The organism is Amycolatopsis sp. NPDC024027 (assembly GCF_040638975.1).
Taxonomy (GTDB): Bacteria; Actinomycetota; Actinomycetes; order Mycobacteriales; family Pseudonocardiaceae; genus Amycolatopsis.
Genome location: NZ_JBEZYY010000010.1, coordinates 254,545 through 269,021, shown reverse-complemented (window position 1 = coordinate 269,021; position 14,477 = coordinate 254,545). Strand labels below are relative to the sequence as shown.

Annotated in this window: 14 protein-coding genes; 4 read left to right on the top strand and 10 right to left on the bottom strand. The window is 71.3% G+C overall.

Translation table 11 applies throughout. The annotated features are described in order from the left end of the window. Positions 1-65: 65 nt before the first annotated feature. Together AB0F52_RS25400 and AB0F52_RS25395 are read left to right on the top strand one after the other, a co-directional pair. Positions 66-269, top strand: coding sequence for an MbtH family protein (locus tag AB0F52_RS25400; RefSeq protein ID WP_360175741.1), 204 nt, complete (start codon positions 66-68; stop codon positions 267-269). After that, positions 269-1,234: an ATP-binding cassette domain-containing protein gene (locus tag AB0F52_RS25395; protein ID WP_360175738.1), complete on the top strand. Its 966-nt coding sequence runs from the start codon at positions 269-271 to the stop codon at positions 1,232-1,234. Before AB0F52_RS25400 ends, AB0F52_RS25395 begins: the two co-directional genes overlap by 1 nt. On the opposite strand, the gene AB0F52_RS25390 is transcribed toward AB0F52_RS25395, so the two are convergent. From AB0F52_RS25390 to AB0F52_RS25350, 9 genes are all read right to left on the bottom strand, one after another. Further along, on the bottom strand, positions 1,227-2,531 hold the full coding sequence (locus AB0F52_RS25390) for an MMPL family transporter (RefSeq protein WP_360175735.1): 1,305 nt from the start codon (positions 2,529-2,531) through the stop codon (positions 1,227-1,229). The genes AB0F52_RS25395 and AB0F52_RS25390 overlap by 8 nt on opposite strands. 163 nt (positions 2,532-2,694) lie before the next feature. Further along, positions 2,695-3,684, bottom strand: a complete 990-nt coding sequence (sbnA, locus tag AB0F52_RS25385; protein WP_360175732.1) for a 2,3-diaminopropionate biosynthesis protein SbnA — start codon at positions 3,682-3,684, stop codon at positions 2,695-2,697. 13 nt (positions 3,685-3,697) lie between these two features. Next, positions 3,698-4,735, bottom strand: coding sequence for a 2,3-diaminopropionate biosynthesis protein SbnB (gene sbnB, locus AB0F52_RS25380; protein ID WP_360175729.1), 1,038 nt, complete (start codon positions 4,733-4,735; stop codon positions 3,698-3,700). Between the two features lie 32 nt (positions 4,736-4,767). Further along, positions 4,768-6,144 (bottom strand): ATP-grasp domain-containing protein, encoded by a 1,377-nt coding sequence (locus AB0F52_RS25375; RefSeq protein WP_360175726.1) that lies wholly within the window; start codon positions 6,142-6,144, stop codon positions 4,768-4,770. Between the two features lie 15 nt (positions 6,145-6,159). Then, positions 6,160-6,900, bottom strand: coding sequence for a 3-oxoacyl-[acyl-carrier-protein] reductase (fabG, locus tag AB0F52_RS25370; RefSeq protein WP_360175723.1), 741 nt, complete (start codon positions 6,898-6,900; stop codon positions 6,160-6,162). Further along, entirely contained in the window at positions 6,897-8,006 is a 1,110-nt protein-coding gene (locus AB0F52_RS25365; RefSeq protein WP_360175720.1) for a beta-ketoacyl synthase N-terminal-like domain-containing protein, read from the bottom strand. Before AB0F52_RS25365 ends, fabG begins: the two co-directional genes overlap by 4 nt. Continuing rightward, the gene (locus AB0F52_RS25360) at positions 8,003-9,250 is read right to left on the bottom strand and encodes a beta-ketoacyl-[acyl-carrier-protein] synthase family protein (protein WP_360175717.1); all 1,248 of its coding nucleotides are present in this window, start codon (positions 9,248-9,250) and stop codon (positions 8,003-8,005) included. Before AB0F52_RS25360 ends, AB0F52_RS25365 begins: the two co-directional genes overlap by 4 nt. Before the next feature lie 10 nt (positions 9,251-9,260). After that, complete coding sequence (locus AB0F52_RS25355; RefSeq protein WP_233226150.1) at positions 9,261-9,512, bottom strand: acyl carrier protein; 252 nt, start codon at positions 9,510-9,512, stop codon at positions 9,261-9,263. A 274-nt stretch (positions 9,513-9,786) separates the two neighbouring features. Then, complete coding sequence (locus tag AB0F52_RS25350; RefSeq protein WP_360175913.1) at positions 9,787-10,521, bottom strand: AfsR/SARP family transcriptional regulator; 735 nt, start codon at positions 10,519-10,521, stop codon at positions 9,787-9,789. 1,365 nt (positions 10,522-11,886) lie between these two features. Between AB0F52_RS25350 and AB0F52_RS25345 the strand changes: the two genes are divergently transcribed. Beyond that, positions 11,887-12,132, top strand: coding sequence for an ATP F0F1 synthase subunit C (locus AB0F52_RS25345; RefSeq protein ID WP_086849931.1), 246 nt, complete (start codon positions 11,887-11,889; stop codon positions 12,130-12,132). 237 nt (positions 12,133-12,369) lie between these two features. Further along, a complete protein-coding gene (locus tag AB0F52_RS25340; RefSeq protein ID WP_360175713.1) occupies positions 12,370-12,915 on the top strand; it encodes a 2'-5' RNA ligase family protein in 546 nt (181 codons plus the stop codon). On the opposite strand, the gene AB0F52_RS25335 is transcribed toward AB0F52_RS25340, so the two are convergent. Beyond that, positions 12,912-14,420 (bottom strand): hypothetical protein, encoded by a 1,509-nt coding sequence (locus AB0F52_RS25335; RefSeq protein WP_360175710.1) that lies wholly within the window; start codon positions 14,418-14,420, stop codon positions 12,912-12,914. The two genes, AB0F52_RS25340 and AB0F52_RS25335, sit on opposite strands and share 4 nt — an antisense overlap. Positions 14,421-14,477: the final 57 nt, after the last annotated feature.

The window sequence follows — 14,477 nt, the reverse complement described above, 5'->3', positions numbered from 1 at the left end:
TGCCGTCAGCCGGTCCGAACACCATGACAGCAAGCCACCAGGCCCGAAACAGACGGAGATGTGAAGTGACGAGTCCTTTCGACGACGAGAACGGCCGGTTCCTCGTCCTGGTCAACGCCGAGGAAGAACGCAGCATCTGGCCGGTGTTCGCCGCGGTGCCGCCGGGGTGGGACGTCTCGCTGGGGGAGAGTTCCCGTGCGGACGCGGTCGCCCACGTCGAGGCCACCTGGACGGACCTGCGCCCGAAGAGCCTGCGGGACGCGGGCTGATGGCGAGCGAGGTGCTCGACCGCGAAGCGGCCATCGAAGTCACCGGGCTGCGCAAGGGCTTCGGCGACCACCAGGCCCTGTCCGGCATCGACCTGCGGGTGCCCGCGGGCTCGGTGCTGGGCCTGCTCGGCCCCAACGGCGCGGGCAAGACCACGACCGTCCGGGTGCTCGCGACGCTGCTGCGCCCGGACGGCGGCACCGCCCGGGTCGCCGGCTTCGACGTGGCCACGCAGGCGAAGGAAGTGCAGCGGCGGATCGGTCTCGTCGGCCAGTACGCCGCGGTCGACGAACTGCTCACCGGGCGCCAGAACCTCCAGCTGCTCGGCACGCTGCTGCACCTCGGCCGGCGCGGTGCCCGGGAACGGGCCAAGGAGCTGCTCGAGCGCTTCGACCTGACCGCCGCGGCCGACCGCGCGGTCGGCACGTACTCCGGTGGAATGCGGCGGCGGCTCGACCTGGCGACCTGCCTCATCGGCCGCCCGTCGGTGCTGTTCCTCGACGAGCCGACCACCGGCCTCGACCCGGCGAGCCGCAGCACGCTGTGGGGAATCGTGCGTGGCCTGGTCGACGAAGGCGTCACGGTCCTGCTCACCACGCAGTACCTCGAGGAGGCGGACTACCTCGCCGACCACATCGTCGTGATCGACCACGGCCGCGTGATCGCCGAGGGCACCGCCGACGAGCTGAAGCGCAAGATCGGCGCGGAGCGGCTCGAGATCGCCGTCGCCGAGGAGAAGTGGCTCCAGCCCGCGGTTTCGGCCCTGTCCGGGGTTTCGGCCTCGGCGGTGACCGTCGACGAACGCAAGCGGAGCATCGCGGTCGAACTGCCCGACACCGCCGGGGGCATCGCCGCCGCCGCGGCCGCCCTGCGCGACGCCGGCGTCGAGTACACCGACTTCGCCCTGCGCCGCCCGACGCTCGACGAGGTGTTCCTCGACCTCACGGGACGTCCTTCGGTCACTTGACCGGCCGCCACCAGCTCGTCCGTTCACCCAGGACGGCGAGCCGGGGCAGCAGCAGGAACCGGACGATCGTCGTGTCGACGACGAGGACCAGCGTGGTGGCCAGGGCGAACTCCCGGACGTCCCCGCGCTCGGTCAGTCCCCAGACCAGCCACATCACCACCGTCACCAGCAGCGCGCCGCCGGATGCCGACCAGGCCCGGCGGCGTGCGTGCGCCACGGTGTTGCGCCGGGACATCCCGGCCAGGGTTTCGCTCCGCAGCCGGTGCAGCAGGTAGACCTGCAGGTGGTTCGCCGGCACGAGCAGCGCGACGACCAGCACCATGGGCGCCCAGCCGGGCAGCGGATCGACGAGCAGGACCAGCATTCCCAGCGCGGCGAGCACGGCGACGCCGTTCAGCAGGAAGGTCGCCACGGCCACCACCGGACGCCGGTAGGCGACGAGCGTGGCCAGGCCGAGGACGACCAGCATCGTGGTCACCCCGCAGACGTCCAGGTCGGCGGCCAGCGGACGGCAGCCCGCGCAGGCGGGGGAGGAGAACACCCGCATCGACCCGTAGACCGCGGCGATGGCCAGCGTGAGCACGCCGGCCGTGACGGCCGTCGGCCGCACGAACCGGGGCAGGACACCGACCTTCAGGGCCGAGGGCAGCGGCGGCAACGGTCTCGACGAGGCGAGCACCCGGTCGTTCAGGGCCGGCAGCAGGCTGAGCGAGGCCACGGTCGCGACCAGCACCACCACCAGCACGGCCGTGGCCAGCGGCGCCAGCTCCGGGGCGGCGACCAGGGCCACCGCGGTCAGCGAGACGGCGAGGGCCCCGCCCGAGACGAGGGCGGCGTTGCCGGCCGTGCTCGCGACGATCCGGGCGGCCCGCGACGCGTCATTCCCGCTCGCCACCGCTTCCCGGCTCCGGCAGAGGGCGAACAGCATGTGCTGGACCGCCACCGTGATGACGACGAGCAGGGCCGCGTTGCCGGCGAGCGGCGACATCGCGGCGGACTCGGACACCGCGTCCAGCACGGCCGCCGAGGTAGCCGTGACGATGCTGATGAACAGCGCGGACACGAGCAGCAGCAGCCGGGAGAAGGGGGCGCTCACGACGACCGCGATCGGCGCGGCGACCACCGGCCACCAGTTCGCGGCCACGTCGGGGTCGGACAGCGAGCCGTCACCCAGCCGGGCGGTGCCGGTGAGGCCGGGCAGCTCCGCCACGGCGACGAAGATCAGCCACAGCGCGATGACCGCGCTGGGGTGCTCGGCACACCAGCAGGAGGTGCGGACGGCGAGCGAAGGCTTCACGATCGTCCCCGTTCGACCCGATGAGCAAGGCGGCGTTCGCGGTGCGATTCCGTCCGCGCGTGTGTTCGAGTCTAGGGGACCGTGACCGTTCGTTCACGGGGTGTGAGACCCGGATTCGCGGTGGTGCTAGGCCGTGTGTGGTGGATCACAGCCCCGGGCCCGGTCATCGGCCGATCTCGGCGGGCCGGATCGCCGGGTCGTGCTCGAGCAGGTCCTCGCCGTAGAGGTCGGCCACCCACTGGTCGTGGTAGACCGTGTCGAGGTAGCGGTCGCCGAGATCGGGCGCGATCGCCACCGCCGTGCCGATCTCCTCGTGCGCGTGCTCGGCCAGCCAGCTCAGGGCACCGCTCACCACGGTTCCGGTGGAACCGCCGAAGCAGAACCCTTCCCGGGTGAGCGCCCGGCAGGTGCGCACGGTGTCCGCTTCTTCGACGTGCACGACCTCGTCGACGTAGGAGGGGTCGAGCATCGGCGGCCGGATCCCGGTCCCCAGGCCGGGGATCATCCGGCGGGCCGGCGGGGTCCCGAACGTGACCGAGCCGACCGTGTCGATCGCGATCACCCGGGTGCCGGGCCGGTGGTCCCGCAGGTACCGCGCACACCCCATGAGTGTCCCGGTGGTCCCCGCGCCGATGAAGACGACGCCGGCGTCCGGAAAGCTCCGGGCGATCTGCGGCCCGGTCGTTTCGTAGTGGGCGCGCCAGTTCCCGGCATTTTCGTACTGGTTGAGCCAGACGAACCCGCGTTCGGCGCACAGCCGTTTCACCAGCTCGATGCGCGCGCCCAGCAGGCCGTGCTCCGGGTGCGGCTCGGTGACGATGCGGACCTCCGCCCCGAGCGTCTCCATCAGCTGCCGGGCCCCGAGCGTGCACCGCGAGTCGGTGACGCAGACGAACCGGTAGCCGGAGCTGGCGGCGACGAGGCTCAGCGCCACGCCGAGGTTGCCCGACGAGCTCTCCACGAGCGTGGAGCCGGGCCGCAGGTCGCCGCGGCGCTCGGCCGCGGCGACCATCGACCGGGCGGCCTTGATCTTGATCGACCCGGCGAAGTTGAAGCCCTCGCACTTGAGGAACAGCGGGTGGCCGGCGAACCGGCGGAGGTCGACGAACAGGTCGTCGGTGTTGAAGTCCTGCGGGGCGCTGATTATCGGCACGCGAAGCTCCCGCTCACCGCTTGCCGTACCGGTCGAGTTCGAAGAAGAACTCGGGCACGGTCCGCAGGTCGCCGGACGCACGGAGCTGGTCGTAGACGTGCTTGCCGACCGCGAGGTCGAGCACCCCGAGCCCGAACGGCGAGAACACCAGCGGCCGGTCCTTCGGCAGGGACGCCTTTCCGGTCATCACGTCGTGCAGCGTCCCGGACAGGAAGTCCCGGTCCCCGGTCCGCTGCTCGGCGAGGTGCACCGACGTGTTCGCCTTGAGGCAGTGCTCGACGTCGTCGACGACGTTGGTCGAGGCCAGGATCACCTCCGGCGAGAGGTCGCGCAGCGAGACGTGCAGGACCAGCGGGTTGTGCTCGAACCAGGCCGGGTCGTGGACGTGCGGCTCGCCGGCGACCGTCGCGAACACGACCAGGTCGCTCCCGCGGATCAGGTCTTCGGCGCTGTCGTGCACGGTGACCGACGGCTGCCCCGCCGCCCGGAGGTAGCCGCTGAACCCGTCGGCGTGCGCCGGGTTCAGGTCGAACACGCCGACGTCGTCGAAGCTCCAGCCCGCGGCGGCCAGGTACGCGTGGACGTACCGCGCGATCAGGCCGGTGCCGACGATGCCGAGGCGGGCCGGCCGGGCCCGGTCCCGGGTCAGCCAGTCGGCGGCGAGCGCGGCCGAGGCGGCGGTGCGGGTGGCGCTGATGATGGAGCTTTCCAGGCAGGCCAGCGGATAGCCGGTCTGCCGGTCGTTCAGCACGAGGATCGCCGAAGCCCGCGGCAGCCCGCTCGCCACGTTCTCCGGGAAACTGGAGATCCACTTCAGCCCGTCGACCGCGATGTCCCCGCCGACCGACGCCGGCAGGGCGATGATCCGCGAGGACGGCCGGTCGGGGAAGCGCAGGAAGTAGGACGGCGGGTTGACCGTGTCGCCGTCGCCGTGCAGGCGGTAGGCCGACTCGATCAGGTCGATGACGAGCTTTTCCTGTCCGCCGAGGACGTCGTGGACCTGCGCCCCGGAGATCACGGCGAACTCCGGGACGGACGTGCTGGTGCTCATGCTGGCAGCCTCCTGAGGCGGTCGGTGCGCGGTCACGCCGCGGCGAGGGTGGCGAGGCGCTCGGTGATCCGGCGGTCCAGCTCGTCGAGCGTCTCGGCCGAGGGCCCGATGAGCACGCCGTAGAGACGGCCGGCGAAGGCGTCGCCCTCGGCGGCGACGCCGGCTCCGGCGTTGACCGTGGCGAAGTTGTTGACGAGCAGCCCGCTGCCCGAGCCGGCGAACAGCAGCTCGCCGAGCGTCTCGCGCAGCCGGGCGAAGGACAGGGGAGCGGCGAGGCGCACCGGGTAGTGCCGCGCCATCGCGACGGCGCCGGCGGGCACGAACCGCTCCTGCAGCGGCACCTGGTAGGTCGACATGTTGTTGCGGGCGTTGATCTCCAGGACCGGGAAGATCCCGCCGTCCGGCTCGACCAGCGCGTCGACGCCGACGACACCGTAGTAGCCGTCCTTCGCCAGCCGGGCGCCCAGCGCGTCCGCCGCGTCCCGGATCACCTGGTGCTGGCGCTCGTCGAGGCGGGCCGGCATCCGGTGTCCCTTGTGGACGCCGTTCTCGGTGATCGCTTCCTTGACGAAGTCGAACCGCACCGAGCCGTCCCGGCCCACCGTGAACTGGTAGTTCAGGTCGGCGAGCTTGTCGACCCAGGTCTCGGTCACGAGCGCGATGCGGTCGCGGCCCGCCTTCTGAGCGGTGCGTTCGATCATCCGCTGCAGGCGCAGCAGCCGCTGCTCGCTCGTGACGACGGCGATGCCCTTCCCCGACACGCCGTACGCCTCCTTCACCACCACCGTGCCGCCGTCGGCGAGCACCTTGGCGGCCTCCGGGACGGCCTCGGCCAGCTGGGCGGGCGTGTCGCAGACCCAGCCGGGCGGCTGCCGCAGCCCGAGCTCGTCGGCCAGCTGCCTGCTGTAGACCTTGCTGTTGACGGACTTGCAGAGCGCGGCGGACGGGGTGGCCAGCGGCACGCCCGTGCGGGCCGCCAGTTCCTCCTCGACGGCCGAGGCGCCGTGCGGGAGCAGGTGCGCGCCGTCGGTCGCCAGTTCGGCGAGCGCGGCGACGAGCGCGGGATCGGCGAGCGCGTCCTGGCTGACGTTGCGCGCCGGGTCCGGTGCCGCCACGACGTGGACTTCCGGCAGCTCGAAACCGAGGTCGAGCAGGTAGTGGTGGTAGTCCGGGTCGGGCGCGTGCTTCAGCACGACGTGGTCGCCCTTGCCGCCCAGCAGCAGCGCGAACTCGTCCATGCTGTTGACCACCGCCGTGCTGCCCGCCGCGGACACCCGCGGCAGGCCGAGCTCGTCGGCGGCCCACAGTTCCTCGACCTCGAAGTTGCCGAGGAAGACCAGCGGGTGCTCGGCCGAGCCGAGCGCGGCGGTCTTCAGCCGCGCGATGAAGTTCGGGCTATCGGAGTCCATTGGCGGACCTTCCCCTCAGACGACCAGGCCGCCGTCGATCTCGAATACGCTTCCGGTGATGTAGGCGGCGCGGTCGGACGCCAGGTAGGCCACCAGGTCGGCGACCTCCTCGGCGGTGCCGAACCGGCCCAGCGGGATGGCCGCGCGCAGCTTCTCGCGGGCCTTGCCGGTCATCTGGGCGGTCATGTCGGTCTCGATCAGGCCCGGCGCGACCGCGTTGACCCGGATGCCGAACCGGCCGACCTCCTTGGCCAGCGCCTTGGCGAAGCCGATCACGCCGCTCTTGGACGCCGAGTAGTTGACCTGGGTCGGGTTGCCGTACACCCCGGACACCGAGGACAGCGTGACGACGCTGCCGCGGCGTTGCTTCAGCATCAGGAACACCGCCGGCTGGCAGACGTTGTAGACGCCGTCGAGGTTGGTGCGCAGCACGTCCGTCCAGCGGTCCTCGGTCATCGTCACGAACGCGCCGTCCCGGGTGATGCCCGCCGACGTCACCACGGCGTCCGGGACGCCGAGGTCGGCGGCCGTCTTCGCGACCCAGTCACCGGCCGCTTCCCGGTCGGTGACGTCGACCTTCGTCGCGACCGCCCGCCGCCCGAGGTCGTGCACCTCCTTGGTGAGCACGTCGGCGGACTGTTCGTCCGAGCGGTAGCAGAACGCGATGTCGTGGCCGCTCGCGGCGAGGTTCAGCACGACCGCGCGGCCGATGCCGCGCGATCCGCCGCTCACCAGCGCCACCTTCGGGTCACTCATGCGACCGGCTCCCCGAGCCGCAGCAGCGTGCACGCCACCGAACCGTCGTCGTCGCAGGTGGTGACGACCGTGTGGTCGGCGCCGGCCCGCTCGGCGGATTCCGCGACGCTCAGGACGGCGGCGAGCTGGAACATCGCGCTCGCCGAAGCCGTGTCGCCGAGGAGGTCCGCGGACGGCACCCGGTCGACGGGCGCGTCGCCGAACAGGGCCCGCAGCGCCACCGTCTCGGCCGGTTCGCCGCGGGAGTCGGTGAAGCCGCTGCCGGTGGCGGCCCACACCTGCTCGGGAGCGACCCCGGCGGAGGCGAGCAGCGCGCGCACCGCGACGGCCACCGTCCCGGCGAGATCGCCGTCGAGGCAGACCCGGGATTCGAACCCCTCCAGGGTGCCCAGCACCCGGCGGCCGGGCGGCCGCAGGTCCGCGGGTTCGAGGAGGAACATGGCGCAGCCCTCGCCGATGACCACCGGGTCGGGCCCGCCGCGGCGGTGGTGCTCGACCCAGGCGCGGGCGGGGGAGTACTCCTCGGCGGCGCCGCAGAGCACCCGGGTCGCCCGGCCGGTCCGCAGCAGCCGCCGCGCGTAGTTCAGCGCGTGCGGGCCGGTGGTCCGGCCCGCGGCGATCGTCGCGTTCGGGCCCTTGAGCCCGTGCCAGATCGCCGCCTGGCCGGCCGCGCAGTTCATCACGCAGCCGGGCACCGCGGCCGGTTCGACGTGGTCGGGCTTGTCGCCGGTGAGCGAGGCGCGGGTCAGGTCCATCATGCTCTGCACGCTGCCGGTCGTGGTGCCCAGCACGAACCCGATGTCGTCGCGCTCGTCGCCCGGTTCGACGCCGATGTCGGCGAGCAGGTGCTTCGCCGCGGCGACGGCGAGCCCGCTCACGCGGTTCATCGCCCGGGTGCCCTTCGTGCCGAGGAACTCCCGCGGCTCGAAGCCCGGGACGGTGGCCGCCGTGGCGGCGGGTCCCCGCGCCCAGCGCTGGGTGTCGAGTGTGGACACCGGCGAGGTCCGGGTGCGGACGCCGTCGGCGAAGGAGGCGCGGTCGTGGCCGAACGGCGAGATCGCCGTCCAGGCGGAGATGACCGGCGCGGCCGGTGTTGCGGTACTCATGCGATCGCCTCTCGCGGGCCGTCGTACCGGCCGATCAGCACGACCGAGTTGTTGCCGCCGAAGGCCCAGCCGTTGTTCTGCACGATCCGCAGGTCCGCTTCGACCGCCACGTTGGGCACGCAGTCGACGGCGCATTCGGGATCGGTCTCGACGTGGTTGATCGTCGGCGGGATGAACCCCTCGGTGATGGCGACCGAACAGCCGATCGCGGCCAGCGCGCTCGCCGCGCCCATCGAGTGGCCGAGCATCGACTTCATCGACACCACGCGGGGCGTGTCGTCGCCGAACAGCTCGCGGATCGCCGCGGCTTCGGTCTTGTCGTTGGCGTGGGTCCCGGTGCCGTGCGCGGAGATCAGGTCGACCTCGGCGGGCTTGACGCCGGCGTTCGCCAGCGCCAGCTCCATGCACCGGGCGATGCCGCCCTGGTGCGGGGCCACCGGGTGGTGGGCGTCGCAGGACAGGCCGTAGCCGAGCACTTCGCCGTAGATCCGGGCACCGCGGGCGGTGGCCGACTCCAGGCTTTCCAGCATCAGGATGCCGGCGCCCTCGCCGGTCAGGATGCCCAGCCGGTTCTTGTCGAACGGGCGGCAGAAGTCCGGCGCGATGCTGCGCAGCCGGTAGAAGGAGGTGAACGTCTTGCGGCAGACGGCGTCCGCGCCGCCGCACAACGCGAAGTCCGCTTCCCCGAGCCGGATCGCGTCGAACGAGTGGCCGATCGCGTAGTTGCCCGCCGAGCAGGCCGTCGCGATGCTGCCGACCTCCACATTGGACAGCCGCAGCTCGTGGGCGATCGAGGTGGCGAGCCGGCCGGCCGAGGTCCGCCGGGCCAGCCGCGGGGTCATCGCTTCCGGTCCGTCCGCGATCTCCAGGGAAACCATGCTGTCGATTTCGTGCGACTCGCCGTCGGTCGTGCCGACCGAGAGCAGGCACCGCGCGTCCCGGAGCACGTCGAGGTCGATGCCGGAGTCCGCCACCGCGAGCCGGGCGGCCGCGGTCGAGAACCGGCTGGCTCGGCCGAGTGAGTCGATTTCGACGTTGTGGATCCAGCGCTCCGGCTCGAAGCCGATGACCTCGCAGCCGTTGTTGTGCTCGAAGCCGGTCGTGTCGAAGACGCTGATCGGCCGGACGTTGCTGCGCCCGGCGCGGAGCGCGGCCGTGAACTCCTCGATGCCCGTGCCGAGGCTGGAAACCACCCCGCAACCGGTGATCACCACCCGCCTGCCGGGTGTGGACTGTTCGCTCATCGGATTTCCCCTACCAGCCGGCGGATTCCGCGACGACCTCGTAGGCGCTGTCCAGGTCGACCATCCGCCGGAACTGCGCCTGGTCGATCGTGACGCCGAACTCCTTCTCCAGCGCCGCGAGGACGTCCATCAGCGTGAGCGAGTCGGCTTCGTGGTCCTCGATGAAGTTGCTCGTCGGGGAGAGCTCGTTGTCCTCGAGTTCGAGGTGCTCGCGGACGATCGCGCGGATTTGTTCCCTGCGCTCGGACACTGCCGCTGTCATGACGACTCCTGTACCGGTTTCGGACGAACTTCGGCCTCGCCGGGAAACTAGCCAGCGCAGATGACCGCACTCTGACCGAACGCTGACGAAGGCAGGCGTCGGTGAGCCGTCAGCCGTCGGTCATCCGCGTCCGCCATGATCATGCTCGTGATCACGGAAGGAGAGTGGATGAGCCCGGACGGTATTCGTGAAAGTCTTTCGGAAATTCCTCCGGAAACGACAGCAGGGACGGCCGGTGGTCGCGCCGTCCCTGCTGCCGATGGTGCCGTGGTGTTCAGTCGAGCATGCAGTCCTGCACCAGGATCGCCTGGTACAGCTGCCGCAGCGCCCGGCCGGGTGAGAGACCGAGTTCATTGCCGAGCCACTTGCTGGTGCGGTGGAACACCGACAGCGCCTCGCTTTGCTGGCCGGTGCGGTAGAGGGCGAGCATCAGCAGTTCACTGAGCCGTTCCCGGCCCGGGTTCTCGGTGGCCAGCTGCCGCAGTTCGTGCACGATGTCGTGGTGCTGTCCCACCGCGAGCCGAGCGGCGATCAGGTCTTCCTGGACGGTCAGCCGCCGCTCGTTCAGGTGCGTGGCCGCGGCCCGGCAGCGCACGCCCTCCTGCACGTCCATCAGTGCCGGCCCCCGCCACTGGACCAGGGCTTCCCGCAGGATGCCGGTGGCTTCCTGCGGTGCGGAGGCGACCAGGGACGTGCCGCGCCGTGCGAGTTCGAGGAACCGGTGCGAGTCGATCGAATCGGCGGACACTTCCAGCTGGTAGCCGCTGTAGGTGGTCCGGACGATCTCCTCCCCGCTCGCGTCGGTGATCGGCTTGAAAAGCCGCCGCAGTCGTGCGATATTCGCTTGCAGTGCGTTACGGGAGTTGGCGAGTGACCGCGGGCCCCAGAGCTCGTCCGCCAGCTGCTCGTAGGACACCGGGCGGCCCGGCGACAGAGCCATCATGGCCAGCAAGGTCCGCACTTTCTTCGCGCGTATCGAGTAAATTCTCCCATTCGATCTTATTTCCATGGTGCCTAGTAGTTCGATTTCCACTTCGATCGACCCCCAGATTCGGGCAGACCGATACTCAGCGGCCGGACCACCCGAAGATGTATTTTGCGCAAGATAGTGGCAGAGGGCCGGTGGCTTAGGTACCTCCGTTTGGACGAGTGAAACGCCTAACTCGTCAGTAGTATCACCTGGTGGACAGTTCGGCTCGGGATGTATTCGGACATACCCCTGGGTGGTGGTGTTAGCACCACCATTAATGGTGGTGTCAGCACTCCGGGAGTCGCTGCCGATCTTCGCTGGTAGGCTCTTTATGAGCGGTGCCGGCACCTCGGCTCCTTGCACGGGCGGCACGAGGGTCATTACGTCGAGAAACCCCCGCTGACCGTGCGGTCGTCGGCCTGGCGGGGGTGGTCCGGACCGGCGGGGCCCCGGGCGCGGGGGGTGCGCCGCGGACGCCTGGCAGGCGGGTGGCGGAGGCGACCGCAATGGGAGCGCAAACATCATTCGGACTTTCCGCCCGGCTAATAAAATCGGCGCCCTCGGCGGGCGGGTTCGGGAGGCGTCCGGCTTTGTCGGGGGTTTTACGTCAGTGAACGGTGTACACCGAGTTTCGAAACAAAGCCGGGCTCGGAAGCGTCGCTCGGACTTGACCCGGCAAAGGCCCCGGCACCGGCTTCGCGAACTGTCCTCCGAAGGCGGTCCCCGGCCTCACCCGATCGGCCGCCGGGATTCGAAGGCGGCGGCACGGCGGTGTCCTGCCGAAGCGAGTCTCCGGGGCTCGCGGACGTGTGCCCGGCGCGTGTCCTCGCGTCGGCGGCTGGTCGAGGGTGAGGGTGAGGCGGGGGAGTCGGTCACCGGGCGGCCGGGCCGGAGGTATGACGGCTCGATCACGCTGAGTGTGCACTTCGCCGGGCGGTGGCATGCGCCGGGCCGAGTGCGCTCAGGGCGGACTGTCGGACGGCCCCGCTTTCCGGTCCGGTCGCCTCGGGCCGGGTGCGTTCGGGGTGGGCCGCCGGGCGGTCTCTCTTTTCGGTCCGGCCGCCTCGAGTCGGGTGTGTTCGGGGTGGGCCGCCGGGCGATCCCACTTCCCGGTCCGGCCGACCCGGGCCGCGTCGCGCCGGACCGACCACAATGGACATTGCCGCCCCGGTGAGGATCAGCCGGCCGCTTTCGGCGGCGGCGAGTTCCGATTTCCCGTGATATCCTGATGGTGATCGGACCACTCGATTACCGACAATCCCGCCCGCCCGCGAGATCTGCCTCGATTCGACGACCGTCTCCGATTTCCGGCCCTTCGCCCCAGCCCTGATCCCGTCCGGTGTGACGCACGAACCCGCTGTTCCACGCGAGCGTGCGCGTGGACCGATGTGAAGGGGAATGCCCATGAGTGACACAGTTCTGGCCCAGGCCGTCAACATCAACCCCGGCCTCGCCGCCATCGGATACGGATTGGGGGCGATCGGCCCGGGAATCGGTGTCGGCCTGATCTTCGCCGCCGTCATCAATGGTACCGCACGGCAGCCGGAAGCGCGCGGAAAACTGCAGACGCTGGGCTACTCGACGTTCGTGCTGAGCGAAGTGCTCGCGTTGATCGGGGTCGTGGTGTATTTCATCGCGTCCAACCGGTGAATACCGCCGCCCGCGCCCGGCCCCTCGGCCGCGCGTGGGCGGCGGTCCGTCCGGACCGGGTGCGCCCGGCAACCCTCTGCTGCGCGAGGAGATCTTCGGTCCGGTGCACAGCTCGATCGACGCGAGCCGGGCGCTGATCGGGCTGGGCCATCCCGGCGGCCCCGACGGCACGGCCGCGCGCGGGTGCCCGGCAGGGAAAGCTCCACCGGAGGTGCGGCGTTGTGCCACCATGCGGTGGTGGAGAACCTGGCGGGCGCGATCGAAACGGCGGTGATCGTGCCGGTCCCGGCGGCGGACGCGGTGGTGGGCACCTACCGGCGGGCGCTGGACCACTCGGCGGTGTGGGGCGTCCCGGCCCACGTCACGGTCCTCTACCCGTTCCTGCCGCCCGAGCGGATCACCGCCGCGGTCGTCGACGGCCTGGGTGAGGTGCTGACCGCGACCGGTGCGTTCGAGTGCGTGTTCTTCCGGGTCGCGTGGTTCGGGCGGGAAGTGGTCTGGCTGGCTCCCGAACCGCCCGGCCCGTTCCGCGCGCTGACCGAGCGGGTGTGGCGCCGCTTCCCCGAGTGCCCCCCGTACGGCGGCGCCCACGCCGAGGTGGTGCCGCACCTGACGATCGGGAGCACCCGCCGGGCCGGCACGGCCGCGCTGGAACAGGCGGCCGCCGACGTCCGGGCGATGCTGCCGATCCGGGCCGGGATCGACCGGGTGCGGTTGATCGCCGGGAGTACGGCCCCGGGTTCGTGGCGCACGGTCGCCGAGTTCGCCTTGGCGGCGGGCTAGCTCGACTGCATCAGGATGAAGTCCCCGTGGCCGCCGTAGCCGAGGACGTCTTCGGCGTACTGCGTCCCGTCGAACGTCGGCAGCCACCAGCGGTTGCCGATCCGGACCAGCATCGGGTGGGGGATGTTGGTGCCGTACGGGGCGTTCAGCGTGCCGAGCTTGCGCAGGCTCAGGTCGTACACCGGGTATTCGCGGGCGTCGCCGTCGCTGGCGAACAGGTACCAGCGGCCGCCCACCCGCTGCAGGATCGTGCCTTCGGTCTGGCCGACCGACACGTCGGCGCCCAGCAGCGTCAGCCCCTGGTCGTAGTCCGCGCCGCGCGGGGCCGCCGCCAGGGCCGGGTGGAACACGAAAGCCGGCTGCTGGGCGGGACTTTCGACGAACGCGATGTGCCAGCGGCCGTCGATCTTCGTCAGCGCCGGGTCCCACGAACTGACCGTCGTGGGCAGCGGCAACTGCTCGGTGGGCAGGACGTGCACCCCCGAAAGCACGTCGGCGCGGGTGACCGTGTGGCGCACGTGGACGCCGTTGAACGAGAAGTCGCCCCAGGAGCTCATCAGCAGGATGAAGCGGTCGCCGTCGAGGACGATCTGGCCCGCGTGGTCGCCGAGCACGACGCCGTCGCGTGCGAAGAACAGGGTTGCCACCTGCTCCAGCTTCGTCGGATCGGCCAGGTCGAGCGTCCACACGGCCCAGTGCGCCTGCTGGAAGAACCCGAGGCCGGCGTTGGTCATCGTCAGGTAGAGCTTGCCGTGGCGGATGTAGGGGCGGCCGTCGGCGTACTGCACGACGTGGGGGTCTCGGACGCCGGCCTGGCCGTAGTACCCGGCCCGGACCCGGCCGAGCCGCGCCGGCCCGCGGGTGCCGTAGGCGTAGCCCAGCCGGCCCAGCACGGCCGGGTCGCGCAGGTCGATGCGCGCGCGGACCTGGTCGCGCTCGGTCAGCAGCGGCCGCCAGCCGGTGCCCCGGTCGGCCAGGACCGTGACCGCGTTTTCGTTGAGCACCACGGCGAAGCCGAACGGCGCCCGCAGGTCCGCCGGCGCGGTCTTGACCACGGTGGTGCCGCCGGCCGTGGTGATCTCGATGGCCGCCTGGCCCGCGGTGGCGTCGTAGGTGCCGAGCACCGAAATCCCGGCCCCGGCCAGCCCGGCGACGACCGGTGCGCGGTCGTCGAGCACCTGCACGGTCACCGTCCCGTACGGCGCCTTCGGCCGGATGCCGGTCTTGACGAGCGCGCCGGGCCGGGCGGGGGAGTCGAGCTGGACGAACTTCGGCGCGATCAGGTCGAACGGCCGGAACTCCTCGGTGACGGCGAACTTCAGGTCCAGCGGGCCGGTGCCGGTGGCCACCTTTTCGGGGGTCCGGGTGGCGAAGCCCCCGGCCCGGGGCGGAGCCCCGAGCGACACGGCCGCCTCGGCGGTGCCGCCGAAGAGGCTCGCGGTCACGCCGGTGACCCCCAGCGCGGTGAGGGCACGCAGCACGTCGCGTCGATCGAAGTCGGTCACCTTTGACCTCCGTGATGGGGAACGGGGCCCTCAGTTTGCAACGTGGCATGCAACGTG

Excerpts from the sequence above, each read along its gene's own strand:
- AB0F52_RS25395 (WP_360175738.1), top strand. The coding sequence starts at position 269 with ATGGCGAGCGAGGTGCTCGACCGCGAAGCGGCCATCGAAGTCACCGGG.
- sbnB (WP_360175729.1), bottom strand. The coding sequence starts at position 4,735 with ATGAGCACCAGCACGTCCGTCCCGGAGTTCGCCGTGATCTCCGGGGCG.
- AB0F52_RS25375 (WP_360175726.1), bottom strand. The coding sequence starts at position 6,144 with ATGGACTCCGATAGCCCGAACTTCATCGCGCGGCTGAAGACCGCCGCG.
- fabG (WP_360175723.1), bottom strand. The coding sequence starts at position 6,900 with ATGAGTGACCCGAAGGTGGCGCTGGTGAGCGGCGGATCGCGCGGCATC.
- AB0F52_RS25365 (WP_360175720.1), bottom strand. The coding sequence starts at position 8,006 with ATGAGTACCGCAACACCGGCCGCGCCGGTCATCTCCGCCTGGACGGCG.
- AB0F52_RS25360 (WP_360175717.1), bottom strand. The coding sequence starts at position 9,250 with ATGAGCGAACAGTCCACACCCGGCAGGCGGGTGGTGATCACCGGTTGC.
- AB0F52_RS25355 (WP_233226150.1), bottom strand. The coding sequence starts at position 9,512 with ATGACAGCGGCAGTGTCCGAGCGCAGGGAACAAATCCGCGCGATCGTC.
- AB0F52_RS25350 (WP_360175913.1), bottom strand. The coding sequence starts at position 10,521 with ATGGAAATAAGATCGAATGGGAGAATTTACTCGATACGCGCGAAGAAA.
- AB0F52_RS25345 (WP_086849931.1), top strand. The coding sequence starts at position 11,887 with ATGAGTGACACAGTTCTGGCCCAGGCCGTCAACATCAACCCCGGCCTC.